General features: G+C 40.9%; 16 protein-coding genes. 7 read left to right on the top strand and 9 right to left on the bottom strand.

The window, feature by feature from the left end; translation table 11 throughout:
- Positions 1-77 precede the first annotated feature (77 nt).
- The 4 genes from JWQ34_RS03550 to JWQ34_RS03565 all read left to right on the top strand — a co-directional run bounded on the left by JWQ34_RS03550 (position 78) and on the right by JWQ34_RS03565 (position 5601).
- Complete coding sequence (locus JWQ34_RS03550) at positions 78-2534, top strand: glycoside hydrolase family 31 protein (RefSeq protein WP_299354007.1); 2457 nt, start codon at positions 78-80, stop codon at positions 2532-2534.
- Between the two features lie 218 nt (positions 2535-2752).
- Positions 2753-4801, top strand: coding sequence for a 1,4-alpha-glucan branching protein GlgB (gene glgB, locus JWQ34_RS03555; RefSeq protein WP_299354008.1), 2049 nt, complete (start codon positions 2753-2755; stop codon positions 4799-4801).
- Between the two features lie 14 nt (positions 4802-4815).
- Complete coding sequence (locus tag JWQ34_RS03560; protein WP_299354009.1) at positions 4816-5256, top strand: DUF1801 domain-containing protein; 441 nt, start codon at positions 4816-4818, stop codon at positions 5254-5256.
- Between the two features lie 171 nt (positions 5257-5427).
- Entirely contained in the window at positions 5428-5601 is a 174-nt protein-coding gene (locus tag JWQ34_RS03565) for a hypothetical protein (RefSeq protein ID WP_299354010.1), read from the top strand.
- Positions 5602-5663: 62 nt separating this feature from the next.
- Here JWQ34_RS03565 and JWQ34_RS03570 read toward each other — a convergent pair whose 3' ends face one another.
- The 7 genes from JWQ34_RS03570 to JWQ34_RS03600 form a co-directional block, all read right to left on the bottom strand.
- Positions 5664-6122: an isoprenylcysteine carboxylmethyltransferase family protein gene (locus tag JWQ34_RS03570; RefSeq protein WP_299354011.1), complete on the bottom strand. Its 459-nt coding sequence runs from the start codon at positions 6120-6122 to the stop codon at positions 5664-5666.
- Positions 6123-6157: 35 nt separating this feature from the next.
- Positions 6158-7219: a type III polyketide synthase gene (locus JWQ34_RS03575; protein WP_299354012.1), complete on the bottom strand. Its 1062-nt coding sequence runs from the start codon at positions 7217-7219 to the stop codon at positions 6158-6160.
- A gap of 154 nt (positions 7220-7373) precedes the next feature.
- Complete coding sequence (gene uxuA, locus JWQ34_RS03580) at positions 7374-8564, bottom strand: mannonate dehydratase (protein WP_299354013.1); 1191 nt, start codon at positions 8562-8564, stop codon at positions 7374-7376.
- 386 nt (positions 8565-8950) lie between these two features.
- Entirely contained in the window at positions 8951-10624 is a 1674-nt protein-coding gene (locus JWQ34_RS03585; RefSeq protein WP_299354014.1) for a sodium/solute symporter, read from the bottom strand.
- 97 nt (positions 10625-10721) lie between these two features.
- The gene (locus JWQ34_RS03590; RefSeq protein ID WP_299354016.1) at positions 10722-11084 is read right to left on the bottom strand and encodes a hypothetical protein; all 363 of its coding nucleotides are present in this window, start codon (positions 11082-11084) and stop codon (positions 10722-10724) included.
- A gap of 106 nt (positions 11085-11190) precedes the next feature.
- On the bottom strand, positions 11191-13149 hold the full coding sequence (locus JWQ34_RS03595; protein WP_299354018.1) for a glycoside hydrolase family 97 protein: 1959 nt from the start codon (positions 13147-13149) through the stop codon (positions 11191-11193).
- Between the two features lie 260 nt (positions 13150-13409).
- Positions 13410-15080, bottom strand: a complete 1671-nt coding sequence (locus tag JWQ34_RS03600; protein ID WP_299354020.1) for a hypothetical protein — start codon at positions 15078-15080, stop codon at positions 13410-13412.
- Positions 15081-15324: 244 nt separating this feature from the next.
- Between JWQ34_RS03600 and JWQ34_RS03605 the strand changes: the two genes are divergently transcribed.
- Both JWQ34_RS03605 and xylA read left to right on the top strand, forming a co-directional pair.
- Positions 15325-16809 (top strand): FGGY family carbohydrate kinase, encoded by a 1485-nt coding sequence (locus tag JWQ34_RS03605; protein WP_299354022.1) that lies wholly within the window; start codon positions 15325-15327, stop codon positions 16807-16809.
- Positions 16810-16869: 60 nt separating this feature from the next.
- Entirely contained in the window at positions 16870-18198 is a 1329-nt protein-coding gene (gene xylA, locus JWQ34_RS03610) for a xylose isomerase (protein WP_299354024.1), read from the top strand.
- A gap of 63 nt (positions 18199-18261) precedes the next feature.
- Here the strand turns inward: xylA and JWQ34_RS03615 are convergent, their stop codons facing one another.
- Positions 18262-18666 (bottom strand): hypothetical protein, encoded by a 405-nt coding sequence (locus tag JWQ34_RS03615; RefSeq protein WP_299354025.1) that lies wholly within the window; start codon positions 18664-18666, stop codon positions 18262-18264.
- 107 nt (positions 18667-18773) lie between these two features.
- On the opposite strand from JWQ34_RS03615, the gene JWQ34_RS03620 reads away from it, so the two are divergent.
- Positions 18774-20213 (top strand): NAD(P)/FAD-dependent oxidoreductase, encoded by a 1440-nt coding sequence (locus tag JWQ34_RS03620; RefSeq protein ID WP_299354026.1) that lies wholly within the window; start codon positions 18774-18776, stop codon positions 20211-20213.
- Positions 20214-20216: 3 nt separating this feature from the next.
- Here JWQ34_RS03620 and JWQ34_RS03625 read toward each other — a convergent pair whose 3' ends face one another.
- Positions 20217-20708 carry a YdeI/OmpD-associated family protein gene (locus JWQ34_RS03625; protein ID WP_299354027.1) on the bottom strand — a complete coding sequence of 164 codons (492 nt, stop codon included), beginning with the start codon at positions 20706-20708 and terminating at the stop codon, positions 20217-20219.
- Positions 20709-21080: the final 372 nt, after the last annotated feature.

Consider the following 21080-nt stretch of genomic DNA (forward strand, 5'->3'; position numbering starts at 1 on the left):
AACAGGCAATTGCCAACTTGTTTTTAACTTTTACAATAAATTGTTTGTGGGCAGGAACGAATAGTTTGAATAGTTATATGGAAGAGAATACAATAGATCCCAAATTAGAAAAAGAGATAGTTGCAGCTAATGATGAAACGTTTCAACACGTTAATAATCCGATCATTGGAATAAAACCCATTATAAAAAAGTACCTGGGTATCCCCAATCACGCAGACCAGATAGGTAATAAATTTTTCTTTACAGATGGCGAAGCCAAAGTTGAAATTGTTGTTGTTACTGATGAAATAATAAGGGTTAGATTAGCCCCTCATGGCGTTTTCCTGGAAGAGTTTTCGTATGCTGTACCTAAGCTGGTACAAAAAGCCACAGCATTTACTTTGTTTGAAAACGATGCGGAATTTAAAGTATCTACAGGCGTTATTAATTGTCATATACGAAAGCAAGATTTCTTTATATCTTTTTCTGATAGAAATGATAAGGTTACGAGTATTGATGCGGTGCCAATGCACTGGGAAGAAAATGTTGCCTTTGGCGGTTATTACGTTTTCTGTACTAAAACCTGCGCACCCAACGAAGCATTTTTTGGCTTAGGTGATAAACCAACCGAACTTAATTTAAAAGGTAAAAGGTTTGTTAACTGGAATACGGATGCGTATTCTTTCCAGTGGAACCAGGACCCAATATACCGTACCATACCTTTTTATATCAGTATAAATGAAGGTATTTCGCACGGCATTTTCTTTGATAATACCTTTAAATCGCATTTTGATTTTGGTGCCGAAGAAAAAAATAAAACCAGCTTCTGGGCTGATGGCGGCGAATTACAATACTATTATATCCACGGCCCGCACATGATGGACGTAGTTAAAAACTACCATATTATAACAGGTACACACCCAATGCCACCGCTTTGGGCATTTGGTTATCATCAATGCCGCTGGAGCTATTACCCCGAGGCAAAAGTTAGGGCTATAGCTAATACTTTCCGTAAAGAGCAAATCCCGTGTGATGCTATCTATTTAGATATTGATTATATGGATGGCTATCGTTGCTTTACCTGGAACAAAAAGTATTTCCCTGACCCGGTAAAGATGGTGAAGGAATTGGCCGATGATGGTTTTAAAACAGTAGTGATTATTGACCCTGGAATACGAGTGGATGATAATTACTGGGTTTTTAAAGAGGGTAAGGAGAATCGTTATTTTTGCCGCCGAAGCGATGATTACTTTATGGAGGGCCATGTTTGGCCTGGCCGTTGCCAGTTTCCTGATTTTACTAACCCTGAAGTTAGAGAGTGGTGGGGCGGGTTATTCCAGGGGTTAGTTGATGCCGGCGTTGCCGGTGTCTGGAACGATATGAATGAGCCTGCCGTATTTGGCACTAGCACATTTCCTGATGATGTACGCCACCAATATGACGGGCATCGCGGATCGCATCGTAAAGCACATAATGTTTATGGTATGCAAATGGTACGCGCTACTTACGAAGGTTTGCGTACCATCATGAAAAATAAACGCCCATTTACTATTACCAGGGCGGGGTACTCGGGGGTGCAACGCTACTCGTCTGTTTGGACGGGTGATAACGTGGCTACCTGGGAACATTTAAAACTGGGTAATATACAGTTGCAGCGTTTATCTATGTCAGGCATATCGTTTTGCGGTACTGATATAGGTGGGTTTAGCGGCGAGCCTGATGGCGAGCTGTTTACACGCTGGATACAAATGGGTACCTTCTCGCCGTTTATGCGCGCGCACTCTGCAGGTGATACTAAAGAGCGTGAGCCATGGAGCTTTGGCGAGCCTTATACTTCTATCAATCGTAAGTTTATTGAGCTGCGATATAAATTGATACCATACTTATACTCGACCTTTTGGGAGCATCACCGTTACGGTTTTCCTATTTTAAGGCCGATAGTTATGCAGGAGCAAATTGAGTCTGACAACTATTTCCGCCAGGATGAGTTTACTTATGGTGATAAAATATTGATTTGCCCGGTACTGGAACCCGGACAAAAAAGCCGCATAGTTTACCTGCCTGTTGGTAAATGGTACAATTTCTGGACGCTTGAACTGGTTGACGGCGGTAAAGAGGTAGAGGTGCTTACACCGTTAGAAACTATACCAATTTTTGTAAAAGGCGGCTCGGTTATACCAGAATACCCGGTAATGCAGTATGTTGGCGAAAAAGAAATTGAAGAAGTTATCCTAAATGTTTACTACAGCGATTATGAAGCAAACTCCTTCTTCTTTGAAGATTATGGCGAAACGTTTGCTTATGAGCAGGATATATACTCTGAGAAAAAATTCGCAGTAAATGGTAACAAATCCAGCTTTACCATACAGCAAAGCATGGAGGGTTTATATACTCCGCGTTATGAAACGTATAAGTTTAACGTAGCCGGTTTGCCGTTTAAACCATCAAAACTTATTATTGACGGTCAAACAGTAACACACTTTGCTGTTAATGCCGATAAGATACTGGAGTTTAAGCACAGTAAGAATTTTAAGAAAATAGAAATAGCCAAATAAGACTAAGATCTATAGGATTTAAGGATTATATCATTTAGACTAACGAAGTTTTTTAAAACATCGTTAGTCTTTTTTGTTTATAGGCATGAGGCTTTAGCCAATCATCACAATCTTTTAAATACTTATTACACACCAAACAATAATGATATATTTGATTGTTATAAATAAACTCATTAACTTAAATGAGTTCAATCTAAATGCCCCAAGGGCTATCCACCATGGCAAAAAAAATAGCTAAACCCGAACCTGCATCTGCGGAAGTAAAACCAGCCAAAACTGATAAAGCCAAAGTTGTAAAAGAGAAAGCTAAGGTTAAAAAAGCTGCTAAATCTACAGCTGTAACAATTATAAGTGACGAACATAAAGCCGTTATACCACATAGCCGTTTTAGTGATTTTGATATCGCGCTTTTTCAATCGGGCAAGCACTATAAATTGTATGAAAAATTGGGCTCGCATGTGGTGGAGCATAATGGGGTAGTGGGTACCTACTTTGCAGTTTGGGCACCTAACGCGCACTACGTTTCTGTTATTGCCAATTTTAATGGGTGGAACAAGGCTTCGCATGCATTATATATCCGTTGGGATGGCTCGGGTATTTGGGAAGGCTTTATTCCGAATGTTGGGGTTGGCGAGATCTATAAATATTTTATCAATTCATCAACCGGCGAGGATCTTGAAAAAAGCGACCCTTTTGCTTTGCGTTGGGAGGTGCCGCCGCTTACAGGTTCAATTGTAGCTGATACGTTTTACGAATGGAAAGATGCCAGTTGGATGGCTAACCGTTATCAGCATAATGGTTTGGATAAACCATATTCGGTTTACGAAGTGCATTTGGGATCATGGGCGCGCGATTTTGATAAACCTGATGAGTTTTACAACTATGAGCAGTTAGCAGATATGTTAGTGCCTTATGTAAAAGATATGGGCTTTACACATGTAGAGTTTATGCCTATTGCCGAACATCCATATTACCCAAGTTGGGGTTACCAGGTTAGCGGGTATTATGCCGCTTCGTCAAGATATGGTACGCCGCAGCAGTTAATGCTGTTGATAGAACGTTTTCACCAGGAAGGGATAGGTGTGATATTAGATTGGGTGCCTTCGCATTTTCCCGGAGATGCCATGGCATTGTACAATTTTGATGGCACGCATTTATATGAGCATGCCGATATGCGCAAAGGCTTTCACCCGGACTGGAAATCATACATATTTAATTATGGACGCAATGAGGTTAGAGCGTTCCTGATAAGCAATGCCATATTCTGGCTGGACAGGTACCATGTTGATGGTTTACGTGTTGACGCGGTGGCTTCTATGCTTTACCTTGATTACTCGCGCGAACATGGCGAATGGGAAACCAATATTTATGGCGGTAATGAAAATCTGGAAGCCATATCATTTTTAAAAGAATTTAACGAGGCTTGCTATAGTCATTTTCCTGATATACAAACTATTGCCGAAGAATCAACTTCATTTACAGGCGTAAGTCGCCCGGTATTTTTAGGCGGATTAGGTTTTGGGATGAAATGGATGATGGGCTGGATGCACGATACCATAAAGTATTTTTCTGAAGACCCGATCAACAGGAAATATCATCATAGCGTGCTTACTTTTAGCTTATTATACGCCTTTACTGAAAACTTTATGCTGCCTTTCTCACATGATGAAGTGGTGTATGGCAAAGGCTCAATGCTGCGCAAAATGCCGGGTGATGAGTGGCAGCAATTTGCTAACCTGCGTTTAGTTTATAGCTATATGTTTACTCATCCCGGCGCTAAGTTATTATTTATGGGTGCCGAGTTTGGACAAGGTGATGAATGGAACTTTCAAAACGCGCTGCCTTGGCACGTGTTAGAGTATCCTAATCACCAGGGCATACGCCAAACGGTAATGGCGCTTAACCTGTTATACAAAACTGAACCGGCTTTATATGAAAAGGCTTTTGCCCCCGAAGGCTTTGAATGGATAGATGGCGGTAATGCCAACGATTCTGTACTGGCATTTGTGCGCAAAGGACATGACGCTAAAAACGACTTATTGATCGTACTGAACATGACACCCGTATCTCGCCATGACTTTAGGGTAGGTGTACCTGCGGCAGGTAACTGGAAAGAGATTTTTAATTCGGATACGCAGAAATTCTGGGGTAGTGGTATAACAAATAATGTAACCTTGAAAAGCGAAACGGTTAGCTGGCATGGTAAAGACAATTCTATTAATATAATATTGTCACCCCTCGCAGCCTCCGTATTTAAAAGAGTATAACAAATACAATAGCTATGACTATACAGGATTACTTTGATAATTTACCCGATGACCGTAAAGCCCCTATGCTTGCACTTTGGGACGTGCTAAAGACAAACATGCCCGAAGGTTTTGAAGGGCAGCTATGCTATAAAATGCCATCATTTGTTGTGCCACATTCTTTATATCCGGCTGGTTATCATTGCGACCCCAAGCTACCGTTAAGCCTTATTAATATAGCTTCGCAAAAAAACTTTATATCCCTACATCATTTGGGTTTATATTGCGATAAAGACCTATTAGACTGGTTTGTTGCCGAATATCCCAAACACAGCAAATACAAATTAGACATGGGTAAGGGATGTGTTCGATTTAAAAAGCCAGATCAGATACCGCTCGAACTCATCGGCCAGCTTGCAGCCCGGGTTACCCCGCAGCAGTATATAGCGGTTTATGAACGTAATATTAAGCGATAATTGCCTGATTTATAGTCGTTAAAAGAAAAAAATATCGTTTAACGCATTTTGTGTAAAAAGAAAATTACAATTAACACCGCCTCTTTATTTAAAACTTAAAAGGAGTAAATTAGGTACGTTGTAGTTGGTCATCAAATAATTTGATGACCATATAACCTAACCCTAATTATTATGAAACGATGGTTCTCATACCTATTCGCTTTGTCCGCATTAGTTACTCTTGCGTTCACAATTTACAAATCAATCCCTGTTTTTCCTTATATTACCAATGATCCCGAAGTGTTTATATTCGGCGGTATGTTCCTGGTATTTTATTACCTGGCCTATAAAACACAGCAAGACTAAAAAACAGTAAGTTAATATAGTAATGTAAAAGGCTTTATTACCAAAGATATTTATCTTTCACCTTACTTGGCCCATACTTTATTTTCTACACCAATCCTCACCGTTAGCATAGCTGCATTAAGCAGGGTGAATATTATTGCCGTGTAATACAGGTGAAATACTAAAGGGATAAGGGCTATCTCGCATACCACCTCCATGTAATTAGGATGTTTAAATATTTTGTATGGCCCTTTTTTTACAGGATATACGCCTGGTATACGGTAAATTTTAGTATTCCAGTATTTTCCCAGTGATGATAGCGCCCAGAATTTAAAGCATAGTACCAACAGAAACGCTATTAAAAATCCCCAGCTAATAGGTGTGCCGCCACGCCAATTATACTCGACAATTATTGATATGATAAACAGGGTATGCATGGCCACCATAAAAGGGTAATGACTTTGCCCATATTGTATAGCGCCGTTTTGCAACAGCCATTTTTCGTTACGGCTGGATATGTATAGTTCTGATAATCGTTGCATTATCAAAAAGGAAATGAATAATATAAAATACATGCTTAGTTGTTAGTTAGCTTTAGCAATACCATCTCGCTCGAAAATCCGGGTCCCATAGCCATCATTAAACCATAACCATTTTCAAAACCTTCGCTTATAAACCGCTCTAGTACATATAAAACGGTGGCGCTGCTCATATTGCCGTTATCATTCATTACCGCGCGGGTTTTATTTAAAAAATCACCCTCAACACCTAAGGCATCTGTATAGGCATCCAAAACCTTTTTGCCGCCGGGATGAAAAATGAAGCTTTTAATATCGCTTAGTTGTAAGTTATGCTTTGTTAAAAATTCGGTAATGTCAGCTTTTACATTTTCATTTATGAATGTAGGTATATCTTTAGAGAAAAGTACCTTAAAACCCGTATCCTGGAAATCCCAGCCCATTACATCCAGCGAATCATAATATAATTTGCTACTTGAGGCTATGTAATCAACTTTGTTGTTTGGTTGGGTATAATTATCGCCCTTGATAATACAAGTAGCTATACCATCCGAGAATAGACTTGAGCCTATAAAGTTGCTCTTGCTATAGTCACTTTTAATAAGCGTTAATGAACATAGTTCAACCGCAACTAACAAAACTACAGCATCAGGATTGGCAATTGCCGCCATATTAGCTTTAGCCATGCCAGAAACACCACCGCCACAACCCAATCCCCACAGTGGGCTGCGATTAACGTGCGGGTTAAGCCGCATTTTATTTATGATCAGCGCGTCCATACTCGGCGTAGCTAAACCAGTTGTTGATACAAATATGATATCGGTGATATCTTCTTTTTTAATATCGGCTTTAGATACGCAATCTTCAATAGCCTGTACAGAATATTCGAGCGCGATTTGCAGGTAATCATTATTCCGTTCCTCAAAAGTATTAGGTTCGGCGTAGTAGGATAGGGGTTTACAAAAATTACGGGTGATGATTTCTGTATTATCAAAAGCAAAAATTAAACGATCTGTTTGCGGGAAGTTGGCCGAGAAAAGATCATGCGCCTGTTTTTTTACGTCTTGTTGCAGGGTTTTATAAGGGAAATCTATGGTAGATGTTGCTGATATATAGGGCATATTGTAGTTACGTAGTTTTTTGACGTGTAGTTGCCCTATATAAATGACTATACGGGTTAATTGTTTGGGTTAACAATTAACCCGTATAGATCTCGTCAAAAAATGTACCATATACACATCGATACAGCCTGCTACAGTAATATTGTTATGGAGTTTATAATAAACTTCTTTTCACCCCCAACTCTAAACCACGCAACTCTGCCAGGCCTTTTAACCGGCCAATAACCGAATAACCGGGGAAGGTGTCATAATTAAAATCATCCAATAATTTATGTCCGTGATCCGGGCGCATAGGGATGGCAATATCTGTACGGCCCGCTTCTTGTCTTTTCTTTTGTTCAAGCACCAGGGCTTTCATTACAGCATACATATCTGTACTACCTTCTAAGTGGTTATCCTCATAAAAACTGCCGTCAGCCTCTCGCCTAACATTGCGTAGGTGCAGGAAATGAAAATGCTGGCCCAATCTTTCAACTATACCCGGCAAATCATTATCGCCGCGGGCACCTAGCGAGCCGGTGCAGAAGGTTAGGCCATTACTTGGCGAAGGTGCGGCATTAACCACATCATTCAAATCTTTTTCTGTAGATACTATCCTCGGCAAACCAAATATCGGGAACGGTGGATCATCCGGGTGCACACACATCTTTATGCCTAGTTTTTCGGCATCAGGTATAATGGCTTGTAAAAAATAGGCCATATTAGCTTTTAATGCTTGCACGTCTATACCATCATACCTGCTCAGGAAGCCTTTAAACTGCTCAACCGTAAGTACGTCTTTGGTGCCAGGTAAGCCGGCCATCATGTTATTGGTTAGGGTTGTGATTTCTTCGCTGCTTAAACTGTCCAGGTATTTTTTTGCGGCTTGTTGTTCTTCTGCGGTAAATTCGTTAAAGGCTTCGGGACGCTCTAATATATAAAGATCAAAAGCCCGCCAGGCAGGGGTATGAAAACGTAATGCTGAGGCACCGTTAGGTAAACGGTAGTCTATATCACTACGTGTCCAATCCAATACCGGCATAAAGTTGTAGCATACTATACTTATGCCTGCGGCAGATAAGTTTTTTAGCGTTTCGATATAGTTTTTGATATGCTGATCGCGCTCTGGGGCGGCAGTTTTAATGCTGTCATGCACATTAACGCTCTCTACAACCGACCATGTAAAACCGCCGGCCTCAATAATGGCTTTGCGTTTTTTTATCTCATCCAGGCTCCATATTTCACCTGTTGGGATATGGTGTAACGCGTTAACAATGCCGGTAGCACCAGTATGACTTACGGCGGCTAATGTAACCGCGTCATTAGGGCCATACCAGCGGAAAGTTTGTTCTAAATTACTGATCATTATTAGGTGATGTTATCTGATACAAATAAACATTATTTTAGGCGATGAGGGACTAATTTGTTTGATTTTTCTTTCGGCCATCGCCGAGAGGCAGACATTATATTGCGGCTAGTATCCCCTCTTGTTTTGTTTCACGCGAGTGTGAAACAAGTGAAACAATATTTTTACTTAAACTATTGTTAGTTAGTGTGTTGCGAAAATATGGTGAAACAAAATGAAACAACTTATCCGTCAGTGGCTTTATAGGTAATTTTGATGCATTAAATTGATAGTCAAATAATTGCAAATAAGCTGATTTGACGTAGTGAAATAAGATGACAAGAATATTTGTTTAATAAAAAAATCCCGGTCGCAGACCGGGATTTTAAATTATCTATTTGATGATCTTACCAGAACATAGAATACAAAGCAACCAATATACCACCAACTATAAGGGTGCCCACGGCAAAGCTTTTTGATGTTTTAAACATGCTGGCATCTACTTCCAATCCATGAACTTTTTTGCCATCGGCGTTTTCTATCATTGATATAATGTACATACCCGCTACGCAGATCAGGAATACAAATCCCATACGGTCAATAAACGGCATTTCATAAACACCCGCTGCGTTTTTGTCGGCAAAGCCATATGAAGCAAGTCCTTGAAGATTGATATAGGTCGGCATAACTTTAAATCCAACAGAAAGGATAAACCCGCCTATAGTTGCAAATAAAGCCGCGCTTGAGGTTGTTTTTTTCCAGAAGAAACCTAATATAAACATGGCAAATATACCCGGCGATACAAACCCTGTATATTCTTGTATATATTGGAAACCACCTTTTTTATCAATACCTAAATGCGTACATAAAACAATGCCCAATAACATGGCTACCACTACGGTGATCTTACCAACAACAACCATGTTTTTATCTGTTGATGCAGGATTGATCTTTTTGTAAACGTCCAACGTAAATATGGTAGCGATACTGTTGGCCTTACCTGCTAATGAGGCTACAACCGCCGCGGTAAGCGCCGCGAATGACAAACCTTTTAAGCCTGAAGGTAACAGGTTAAGCAAGATAGGGTATGACCTATCCGGATTTACCTCGCCGCCGATAGTCATTTTATCATGGAAGCTAAATACATCTTGTTTGTATAAAATAAAAGCTGCTATACCTGGCAATACCACAATTACCGGCATTAATAATTTTAAGAAAGCAGCGAAAAGTATACCGCTACGGGCTGTTTTCAAATCGGCGCCTAAAGCACGTTGGGTTATGTATTGGTTACAACCCCAATAGTTTAAGTTAACTATCCACATACCGCCAATTAATACGCTCAGGCCCGGTAGGTCGAGGTAGTTGGGGTTATCGGTTTTAAAGATCATGTGGAAGTGATCGCCAGCCTGCGATTTCATTACAGATAAACCGTGTAAAAAGCCGCCGCCGCCAAAGTGGTCAGCTACCAGGTTAACAGCAATATAGGTAGTTACCAAACCGCCCAGTATTAAAAAGAATACTTGTATAACGTCCGTATAGCCAATTACTTTCATACCACCCAGAGTGATAATTACGGCAAATATGGCCATCCCCCAAATACAGGCATTTATACTAACGCCCGATATACTGCTTACTGCCAATGCACCTAAATACAGTATAGAGGTAAGGTTAACCACCACATATAATAACAACCAGAAAATAGCCATGATCATAGCTACCGTGCCATTATACCGCTGGTTAAGAAACTGCGGCATGGTGAATATCTTATTTTTAAGGTAAACGGGGATAAAGAAAACCGCTACGATTATCAGTGTAGCTGCGGCCATCCACTCGTAAGTAGCAATGGCAAGGCCCATTTTAAAGCCCGAACCGCTCATGCCTATAAATTGCTCGGCAGAGATGTTTGATGCGATCAATGAGGCGCCAATGGCCCACCAGGTAAGTGAACCTTCTGCTAAGAAATAATCTTTAGAGGTAGCATCCGCATTGTGTTTGCGTCTGTAAACCCAAAATCCGTAAATGGCAACAACACAAAAGTAAATTGCAAATACTACATAATCGCCGTTTGTCAGCTTATTCATTTTTATATAAAGTTTATAATGGTTTGACAATTATAAACTTTATATCACGCTTTATCAAAATATATATGGGGTTTGTTACATTTTGTATGAAAATGTCTTACTTACTCACCGTAACCTGTGTCGGCTCAGATGCTACAATTTGCAATGTATCTTTATACAGTTCTAATACCCCGGTAACGCATAGGTGTTTCTTTTTAAGATTAACCCAATCCAATTGCAGTTTATTACCCTTTACAGCAATAGTGAATTTTTGATTAGGGAAAGCGGCGCCCATATTTAACAGGGTTAAGGTATCGCTAACTATTTTAACGCCATAAACTATATCGCAAAGCGTAACAATTTTGCCCAAGTGGCTTTTAGAATCGGCAAGGTCTATGGTTTGTTTCATTGCCGTTTGTTGGGCTTTCGAGGTGAAACCCAGACCCACAACCAGTAGAATTATTAGTAATGATTTTTTCATGGCGATGGAGTTACTTATAAATTTATGTAATACATCTAAAGTCATGCCAGTAAACAAAAAAAGCCCAACTGTTTAAAGTTGAGCTTTTAATATTAAAAAGATAATCTTATTTCAATTCAGCTGCCCATCCACCGTTGCGTACCATTTTAATGGTCATCTTGTCGCCTGCTTTTACCTGCATTGTTTTGCGGCGGTAATCCATTGCCTGTCGGCCGGCGTTTATGCCATCCTCAAAATAGGTCATGGTATAGGTTTTGCCTTTTTCTAAAAAGTCAAAGTTCAATTCCACCTCTCTGGTTTTTTCTTTGCCATTGGTTATACCGCCAATAAACCATTTTTCGCCTTTGCGTTTGGCAACTACGGCTACTTCACCAATTTTGGCTGCCAGTGCTTTGGTTTCGTCCCAGGTAGTTGGTACGCTGGTAATAAACTCTGTACAATCAGGGCTGCGGTAATAAAGGGTGGGGTTGTCGCATAACATTTGTACGCCGCTTTCAAACACTACATACATAGCCATCTGGTTAACACGCGTGCCAATAGCGGCAGCGTTAGGGCGTGTTGCGCGATAAACCTCTGGCTGCATGTTAATCATAGCACCCGGCGTAAAATCCATTGGGCCAACAGCGTTACGCATAAACGGAAAATAAGTGCTGTTATCAGGCGCTGTGCCTCCCATTTGCTCCAAACCACGTACACCTTCGTAGGATATGAGGTTGGGATATTTATACTCTAAACCGGAAGGCTTAAACGCGCCATGGAAATCAACGAACATTTGATGTTTGGCCGCCTCTTTTACTACATCCTCATAAAAATTAACCATCCATTGGTCGGTACGCTCCATGAAATCTATCTTGACGCCTTTTATGCCCCACTCGTGGAAGGTTTTAAACAGGTCCATATTATTATGCACCGTTAACCAGGTTAACCATAAAATAATACTCACGTTTTTTTCCTTTCCGTAACGGATCAGTTCTTTAACATCAACCTTTGGGTTTGGCGTGTACGGGTCGGTGGTGCTTTTGGCCCAGCCTTCGTCCATCACAATATATTTAACACCATATTTTGAGGCGAAGTCTATATAATACTTATAAGTATCAAGGTTATAGCCCGATACAAAGTTTACATCAGGTCCGTAAGGTGCGGCATCGTTCCACCACTCCCAGCTGGCCTGGCCCGGTTTTACCCATGATGGGTCGGCAATCACACTTTTTGCAGCCAGTTTTAAGGTCATGGTATTTTCTAATAGCTGTTTGTCATCCTTAGTGATAACAAAATAACGCCACGGGAAATTCCTGGTTCCGGTTGTTTTGGCTATATAATCTGCCGATTTTAAAATTTTCTGGCTACGATCACCTTGCGGCTCAAACTCAAGCGGTGTTTTAGGGAAAGTGCCTTCCGCGCCGCTTCCGGTACCTTTTAAAAACATACCCGGATAATCAGACAGGTCAGACTCGCTGATCAATATCTTATATTGTTTCTTGGTATCGATCAACGCCGGTAGGTTAGCCATTTTATCGGTAGCTTTCCAGTCTGTAGATGCTATATGTTGATATAACTCTTCATAAGCAGTTTTAAAACCATTGTTCAACTGTAAGTGCAATAAGTATTCAGACGGAAAATTGATAGCAAAATCCTCGTTCATTACTTCTACATCGCCCTTTTTGCGGGTGATGAAACGATAGGCTACACCATCATCAAATACACGAAACTCTACCGAGTAATCGCCTTTAAAGGTCATTAAAAGATCGTTGTAAGTACTTTTTACAGTCGAAAACTTTAACGAAACATAAGGTTTTATAATTTCTTCTCCTTTAGTTTTTTTGGCTGATATTAACTTAGGGTTTTCGCCAAGCGCGCCATCGCGTAAGGTTAACGCTAAATGGTTTTTAGTTAATAAGTCCTGGCTATTGCCGGATACCGAGTAGTATATTTTATCACCTAAACTAATAGATACTTTTAGCTCGCCATTGGGTGATGTTAGGTCGATAGTTTTTTGTGCAAAAAGCTGCGTTGCCGAAATGGATAACAGCACAAGGCAGCATATAAATTTATTGGTAAACTTCATGGTTTATTGTTGGTTTATTATAGCGGCCTAAAAGTAGGTTTTTTTATTATTGGTGCAGAAAGTTTTTGCGGAAACGTTTGCGAAAGGAAAAGAAAGTCTCAAGAAAGTCTCAGCAGGGTCTCCTGGAAGGGACCCTGCGCTGTGCGCATTGTGCTCATCAGGGTCCCCGTTGGGGGACCCTGATGGGACGGAAAGAAAAAATTTATAAAGGTTGTCATCCTTCGCTATCGCTCAGAATGACAACTCGTTTTTAGATTGTCTTATGACCAATCAAAGTCAACTGTTTTTCCGTTTAACTTCCATTTTTTAGGCTGAAGGTTGGTCATCCAATCCAGCGGCTCCCCTAGTGGCTGTACTTTTGCAGCTTGTGCAAATGCAATTTTTATGGCTGCTTTTTGTGCCTCTCCCATAGCTTCGGGTTGTGCGGAGATAAATAACGGCGCGCCGCTTTGAGCCAGCAGGTCAAGCCATTGTTTATTACGGCTCCATTCAATTTTGGTAGTAAGGCCCACGCAATCGCCATCAACCGCATAAAATTTGTTATGCTGCGGCAAACGGAAACCAAGAGTGTTTACACCCATTTTTGGCGTTCTGTCCCATTCGTTACCACTGGTGTCATCGCCAATTCGGCATAGCTCGAAAATGCCCGCGCTTAAATGGCTCATGGTATTGCAGCCTATAATATAAATACCGTCACCAGCCGCGTCACGAATGTTACGGTACAGGTCCAATATGATCTCGACAGTAGTTTTACTGCGGTCATTAAAGTTCCAGCCTGGTTCGGTAATGCTGTCTTTCATGGCAAAACCCCAGCGGCCGGTAATATCATAGGTGCTAAAATCATGCTTTACCATTTCATAGCCCCAATCTTTATAAAAATCAAAATTGCGCTTAATACGTGCTACGTTTTCTGGTATGGTTGGGTCGAGCACCGGGTTTTTAGGATTGTTTCGGCCTTTTATTTTTGGCGCAAGCAGGCTTGGCTTTTCATCGTGGCGGGCACAAAGCGGGCGCATCCATAAACCCGGGCGCATACCGCTTTTTTTAATTTCATCGCCCAGCAGGTGCATGTCTTTAAACTTATCGTTGGGTTTAGAGAAATCATCGTTCCAGCCGCCATCGCCCGGCAAATAAGGCGAGTAAGTTGCCCAACCCGCGTCAATTACAGAGAATGGTTTGTTATGCGTATCGGTAACCAATTCGCTCATGGCGGCAGTGGTTTGTTTGATCAGATCGAAATTATTTCTGCCGTAAGCAAAATACCAATCGTTAATACCATAAACAGGTTGCTTAGGCAGGCGTGGTTTCTCGCACATTATCCCGCAAAAACGATGATCGGCTTGGAAAGGTGATTCGCCGGACTTGTTTTGGGTGGTAACAATATCAGCGGCATGTAAGGTACGGTTACCCAACATTACCCCATTACCGCCCGAGTGTGTATCTAAAGTAAGTTCTAAGCTATCATTACTTAAACCCCACCAGCAAATACTGTTAGTGCCGGTTTTTACACCGAAGCAGGCAGTTTGTTTGGTGTCATGTATTAACACATACCATGGATTTTTTACCCCGGATGTATTGGTTTTCCATTGCAGGTCGCCGTATGAGCGTTCCCAATGATCGCCTAAAAATAGAGCGTTTGACGGCATATTATGCGCCCATTTTAAACGTACCGCGTTTAATTGTACTGTTGGCGATGTTACATAAACCCCTTTGGCATTACCGTTTGTTTTTACGGTTACTTCAATATCTTGATAACTAAACTTAGAACCGTTACTGCCTTTCAATTGAAACCATTCATCGCCTGATTGTGCCCAAACTTCGTTTGGCAAATTTATAGCAGTCGTTTGTGCTGATGTAGCATAAGTTACACGGCTTAATAATACAGCCACAGCAGTAGTTGCCGAAAATTGAAGGAAATGTCGTCTTTGCATAGTTATAATTGGCGATGTGCCTGGGAAAATCTATTTGGTTATAATTAATTTGCTAAACATACAAGAATATTAGCATTTACCTAAAATTGAATTAACATTTTTGAGCAAAAAATTAAGCGTAATAAGTAACCCGAAAAATAATAGTGTAATTTGTACATTAAGTATTAAAAAAAAATTAATTTGCGTCAGCAATTAATAACCAAGAGTAAATCGAATTTTTTAATACAACTAACTAATAAACAACATGTTACTGTTAGGAATTGATATAGGCACCTCGTCTGTAAAAGTATCAGTAGTTGATGCTTCTACCCAAAAAACGGTAGCTACGGCGCAATATCCGGATATGGAATCGCCAATTACCGCGCTACAGCCAGGGTGGGCAGAGCAATCGCCACAAATGTGGTGGGAGCAAACCCAAAAAGCCATTGAACTGTGCAATAGCTCTAAAAAATATAACCCGCTTGATATTTCGGCCATTGGTATTGCTTACCAAATGCATGGCTTGGTATTGGTTGATAAAGACCAGAAATTATTACGTGATAGCATTATTTGGTGCGATAGCCGCGCGGTTGAGATCGGTGAAAAAGCATTTGATACCATTGGGCGCGAACAATGCTTGTCGCATTTATTGAACTCGCCAGGCAACTTTACCGCCAGCAAATTGGCCTGGGTAAAGCAAAACGAGCCCGAGGTATACGGCCAAATAGATAAAATAATGCTCCCAGGCGATTTTATTGCCATGAAGCTAAGCGGTGAGATCACTACTTCTATATCGGCATTGTCTGAAGGGGTGTTTTTTGATTTTCAGACCAACAGTTTATCAAAAGACGTTATTGAATATTATGGGTTCAGCGAAAGCTTGTTCCCGTCAATTCAGCCAGTATTTTCCAATCATGGCGGTGTATTGGCTTCTGTAGCGCAGCAGTTGGGGTTAAAAGCAGGTATCCCGATAGCTTATAAAGCCGGCGACCAGCCCAATAACGCGCTATCATTAAATGTATTAAACCCGGGTGAGGTTGCCGCCACGGCAGGAACATCGGGCGTTATATATGGTGTAAGCGATGAGTTAACCTATGACCCGCAATCGCGCGTTAATACCTTTGCACATGTTAATTATACCGAGCAACAAAAAAGTCTGGGCGTACTGTTATGCATAAATGGCACAGGTAGTCTATATCGTTGGACTAAGAACCTTTTTGGATCGGCAGTTAGCTATACGCAGATGAATGAGCTGGCTACAAAAGCGCCGCTCGGCAGCGATGGCTTGCGTATATTGCCTTTTGGTAACGGTGCAGAACGTATGCTGAATAATGAACAGATAGGGGTACATCTGCAAAACATCGATCTAAACCTTCATACCCAGGCACATATATTTAGAGCGGTGCAAGAAGGTATTGCCTGCGCTTTCCGTTACGGTGTTGATATTATGCGCGAGAATGGTATGAGCCCCAACATCATCCGTGCAGGTAAAGCTAACCTGTTTTTAAGCGACCTTTTTGCGCAAACTTTTGTAAACGCTACCGGTATCCCGGTTGAGTTATATAATAATGACGGCAGTGTAGGTGCCGCTTTAGGGGCGGGTATCGGTGCAAACATATTTGCATCGCCAGCCGAAGCATTTGCCAAAATGGAACGCATTCAGGTAATTGAACCGACATCAACAAGCTTTGAACCTGTCTACCAGGAATGGAAAACACTATTGAAAAAACAATTAAAAAGTAATCAGTGAAATCACCCTAACAATCGGTGAAATCAATCCAATAATCAGTGAAATCAAAAAAATAATATTATGAGTATAGTAACAGGCGAAACAGAGTTTTTTAAAGGAATTAGCCAAATTAAATACGAGGGCTTAGGGTCTGATAATCCATTGGCTTTTAGATGGTATGACGCGGATAAAGTTGTAGCCGGCAAAACAATGAAAGATCACCTGCGCTTCGCAGGTGCTTACTGGCACTCGTTTGTAGGTAATGGTGCCGATCCGTTTGGCGAACCAACCCACATATTTGAATGGAACAAAAAAGCCGACCCTATTGAGCGCGCCAAAGACAAAATGGATGCAGCATTTGAGTTTTTAACCAAAATGAACCTGCCTTATTATTGCTTCCATGATGTTGACGTAGTTGATTATGGCAATGATATTAATGAAAACGACCGCCGCTTACAAGCCCTGGTTGATTATGCCAAACAAAAGCAAGCCGCCAGTGGTGTAAAATTGCTTTGGGGTACATCAAACCTATTCTCTAACCGCAGGTATATGAATGGCGCGGCTACTAATCCTGATTTTCATGTATTATCGCATGGTGCCGCGCAAGTTAAAGCAGCTATTGATGCAACTATCGCATTAGGTGGCGAGAATTACGTTTTCTGGGGCGGACGCGAAGGTTATATGACCTTATTGAATACCGACATGAAACGCGAGCAAGAGCATTTTGCAAAGTTCTTACATACAGCGAAAGACTATGCACGCAAACAAGGCTTTAAAGGAAACTTCTTTATCGAACCAAAACCTTGCGAGCCTACCAAGCACCAGTATGACTATGACTCGGCTACTGTATTTGGCTTTTTGCAAAAATATGGTTTGCTGGACGATTTTAAATTGAACATTGAGGTTAACCATGCTACATTGGCGGGTCACACCTTCCAGCATGAGTTACAGGTTGCAGCGGATTCAGGGTTATTAGGCTCGATAGATGCTAACCGTGGCGATAACCAAAACGGTTGGGATACAGACCAGTTCCCGAATGATATTAATGAGATAACCGAGTCTATGATGATCATATTAGAAGCCGGCGGCCTACAAGGCGGTGGTATTAATTTTGATGCCAAGATCCGCCGTAACTCAACCGATCCTGCTGATCTATTCTATGCGCACGTTGGTGGTATGGATATTTTTGCCAGGGCTTTGATCACTGCGGATAACATACTGCAAAAATCAGCATATAAAAAACTGCGTAAAGACCGTTACTCGTCATTCGATACCGGCAAAGGCAAAGAATTTGAAGAAGGTAAACTTTCTTTAGAGGACCTGAGAGCTTATGCCATACAAAACGGTGAGCCTGCTGTCAGCAGTGGTAAACAGGAGTATATAGAGAATTTGATAAATAGGTATATCTAAACTATATATTTTTTTAAATGTGAAAGTCCTGGCTATGATGGTCGGGACTTTTTGTTGAGATTATTACCGGCTTTTTTTTGCCCATCTAAAAATCTGGTACTTTGGTTTATATTTCTCGTATTGCGGAGTGGGCCAAAAACCATCTTCTTTATATTCAGAAACCCAGATCTGCCCATCAAACATATCAATAAAGCCTGAAACTTCTCCGTTTGGATAAGGTTGAATTACCCTGATATCACCGGGTGTAGGTTTATAGTTGACCATGCTTACCGTATCAAAACCTGCTTTTATTAAAAAAGGTCCGTAGTCTTTTGATGCCGAGGGATGTCCGGTAGTATTTAAGCCACCGGCTTCCAGTGCCAATCGTATAGCTTTTGCGTGGATGTCTTCAGTGCTTTGCGCATGCACACAAGTGGTGTTACTTAAAAACAGGCCACAGATTAAAGAAAAACAGAAAAAAGATTTCATGTGAAATAGTGGTTTGGTTATCAAAGCTAATTATAAATTTTGGATTTTAATTAGCCTGTCAGCTCATGTTTTCTTAAATCAGGATAAGCTATATTTGTTAAATCTATATGACTTTAGAAAAACGCGATTATGATGCCATTGTAGTAGGCTCCGGGCCAAACGGGCTTGCCGCCGCTATATTATTGCAACAGCAAGGGTTATCCGTTTTGATATTGGAGGGTAAGGATGTGATAGGTGGGGGGCTAACCTCGGCCGAATTAACATTACCGGGTTTTATCCATGATGTTTGCTCGGCAATTCATCCATTGGCAGTAGCATCGCCATTTTTTAAAACTTTGCCGCTGGCAGATCATGGATTGGAATATATACAACCTACATTGGCAGCAGCACACCCATTTGATGATGGTACGGCCGCAATTTTAGATAACTCCATTAAAAAAACCGCTGATTACCTGGGCGAAGATGTACAAACCTACACCGCTCTAATGCGCTCGATAACCGGCGCATGGCCCTTAATTGATCAGGACGCTTTAGGTCCGTTACATTTTCCGGCACATCCGTTGGCAATGGCAGAGTTTGGTTTGAAAGCATTAAGCAGTGCTACCACCTTTGCCAAACGCTTTAAAACTACACAGGCACGCGGTTTATTTGGCGGCATGGCGGCACACGCTATACAACCTTTAAGTAATTTAAGCACTACCGCAATTGGTTTGGTACTAATGACTACCGGGCATTTAAAAGGATGGCCTATACCCAAAGGTGGTTCGGCCAGTATAGCAACGGCATTAGCTGGTTATTTTAAGTCGATAGGCGGGACGATACAAACCGGAACCTATGTGACATCATTAGATCAGCTACCATCGGCACAAGCGGTATTATTCGATGTAACGCCAAAGCAAATTTTGCAGATAGCAGGACATAAATTCTCATCTATTTACAAATGGCAGTTGGAGCGTTACCGCTATGGTATGGGTGTATTTAAAATTGACTGGGCGTTAGACGGCCCAATACCTTTTACTGCTGATGAATGTAAGCAAGCCGGCACCATACACTTAGGTAATACTTTTGAAGAGATTGCAGAAGGAGAGTTGATGACAAGCAAGGGCCGACAAGCCGAAAGGCCCTTTGTACTGCTGGCCCAGCAAAGCTTGTTTGATAAAACGCGCGCGCCCGAAGGCAAACAAACCGCCTGGGCATATTGCCATGTCCCTAACGGATCTATCCAGGATATGACCGCCATTATTGAAAATCAGGTAGAGCGTTTTGCGCCGGGTTTTCGCGATAGTATAATAGCTAAACATACTATGAACGCTGCTCAGATTGAGGCATATAATCACAACTATATAGGCGGCGATATTAACGGTGGGATACTGGATATCGGCCAATTGTTTACCAGGCCGGCTTTGCGTTGGTCGCCTTATAAAACATCAGCAAAAGGATTATATATCTGTTCATCATCTACACCACCAGGTGGCGGTGTGCATGGTATGTGTGGGTATAATGCGGCTAAGAAGGTTTTGAAGGATATTTTCAACCTGGAAGTTTAAAAGTTATTGTTTCCTAATTGGCGCTCTTCCTATAAACCTGTCATTTCCCAACAAAAAGTCAATTGCTTTTATAACGTTTCTATCTATACTTTCTTCATTCTTTAAATTAGAAATATATCTAATCATCTCAAATTGTAAAGAAGGTGTTAAAGCGTCAAAAATGGCTTTAGCTTCTTTGTTAAGCGATAAAGCCTTTACCAGTTTAGGGTGTGGTGTTATTACATGTACAGCAGGATCAAATTCTATTTTAACAGCAATGGTTTCGCCTATCTTTTTTGGCGAGTTTTTAAGCATGGAAGTATTGATATATAATCTCCAGATATCTTTTAGTTTTATTAACCGCTGTAAAAAAGGTTTGTCGTTAATAAAACCTTTAACCGGTATGGGGCCTTTATTTTTTTGCGCTTGCGTAAAAAGTTGGGCTAATACATCATCAGGTAACGATACGTAAGGATTTATACCTACTATCTCTATTTTAGCATTGAAACACAGCATAAACTATAGCTTTGATGTTTTAGTAAATAAAAAAGCCTCTCAAATTTCTTTAAAAGGCTTCACAGTGTGAACCTATTGGACGTTTTTCGAACCATTTTATGCAGGAATTAAAGCAGATGGCAGAATTTAAACGACTGAATATAATAATTTAACTTTTAGATACTAAATTTTAGTAGTTTGAAATCCCCTTATTACTTAACATAATAATTAAAATATCAGGATCGAGTTTAAATTTTATGGATTGAGTCTTTTGCAAAATCTGTAACCTATTAGAAATAATATTGTTTGGGTGTTTATAATCGGTGAGTTCAAGCCGACTTTTCAGCTGGCTAGGTTAGGACCCTTACTGTTATTTCTCGATCTAATTCCTAG

This window comes from Mucilaginibacter sp., from assembly GCF_028288185.1.
Taxonomy (GTDB): Bacteria; Bacteroidota; Bacteroidia; order Sphingobacteriales; family Sphingobacteriaceae; genus Mucilaginibacter.

Excerpts from the sequence above, each read along its gene's own strand:
- JWQ34_RS03550 (WP_299354007.1), top strand. The coding sequence starts at position 78 with ATGGAAGAGAATACAATAGATCCCAAATTAGAAAAAGAGATAGTTGCA.
- glgB (WP_299354008.1), top strand. The coding sequence starts at position 2,753 with ATGGCAAAAAAAATAGCTAAACCCGAACCTGCATCTGCGGAAGTAAAA.
- JWQ34_RS03560 (WP_299354009.1), top strand. The coding sequence starts at position 4,816 with ATGACTATACAGGATTACTTTGATAATTTACCCGATGACCGTAAAGCC.
- JWQ34_RS03565 (WP_299354010.1), top strand. The coding sequence starts at position 5,428 with ATGAAACGATGGTTCTCATACCTATTCGCTTTGTCCGCATTAGTTACT.
- JWQ34_RS03570 (WP_299354011.1), bottom strand. The coding sequence starts at position 6,122 with ATGCAACGATTATCAGAACTATACATATCCAGCCGTAACGAAAAATGG.
- JWQ34_RS03575 (WP_299354012.1), bottom strand. The coding sequence starts at position 7,219 with ATGCCCTATATATCAGCAACATCTACCATAGATTTCCCTTATAAAACC.
- uxuA (WP_299354013.1), bottom strand. The coding sequence starts at position 8,564 with ATGATCAGTAATTTAGAACAAACTTTCCGCTGGTATGGCCCTAATGAC.
- JWQ34_RS03585 (WP_299354014.1), bottom strand. The coding sequence starts at position 10,624 with ATGAATAAGCTGACAAACGGCGATTATGTAGTATTTGCAATTTACTTT.
- JWQ34_RS03590 (WP_299354016.1), bottom strand. The coding sequence starts at position 11,084 with ATGAAAAAATCATTACTAATAATTCTACTGGTTGTGGGTCTGGGTTTC.
- JWQ34_RS03595 (WP_299354018.1), bottom strand. The coding sequence starts at position 13,149 with ATGAAGTTTACCAATAAATTTATATGCTGCCTTGTGCTGTTATCCATT.
- JWQ34_RS03600 (WP_299354020.1), bottom strand. The coding sequence starts at position 15,080 with ATGCAAAGACGACATTTCCTTCAATTTTCGGCAACTACTGCTGTGGCT.
- JWQ34_RS03605 (WP_299354022.1), top strand. The coding sequence starts at position 15,325 with ATGTTACTGTTAGGAATTGATATAGGCACCTCGTCTGTAAAAGTATCA.
- xylA (WP_299354024.1), top strand. The coding sequence starts at position 16,870 with ATGAGTATAGTAACAGGCGAAACAGAGTTTTTTAAAGGAATTAGCCAA.
- JWQ34_RS03615 (WP_299354025.1), bottom strand. The coding sequence starts at position 18,666 with ATGAAATCTTTTTTCTGTTTTTCTTTAATCTGTGGCCTGTTTTTAAGT.
- JWQ34_RS03620 (WP_299354026.1), top strand. The coding sequence starts at position 18,774 with ATGACTTTAGAAAAACGCGATTATGATGCCATTGTAGTAGGCTCCGGG.
- JWQ34_RS03625 (WP_299354027.1), bottom strand. The coding sequence starts at position 20,708 with ATGCTGTGTTTCAATGCTAAAATAGAGATAGTAGGTATAAATCCTTAC.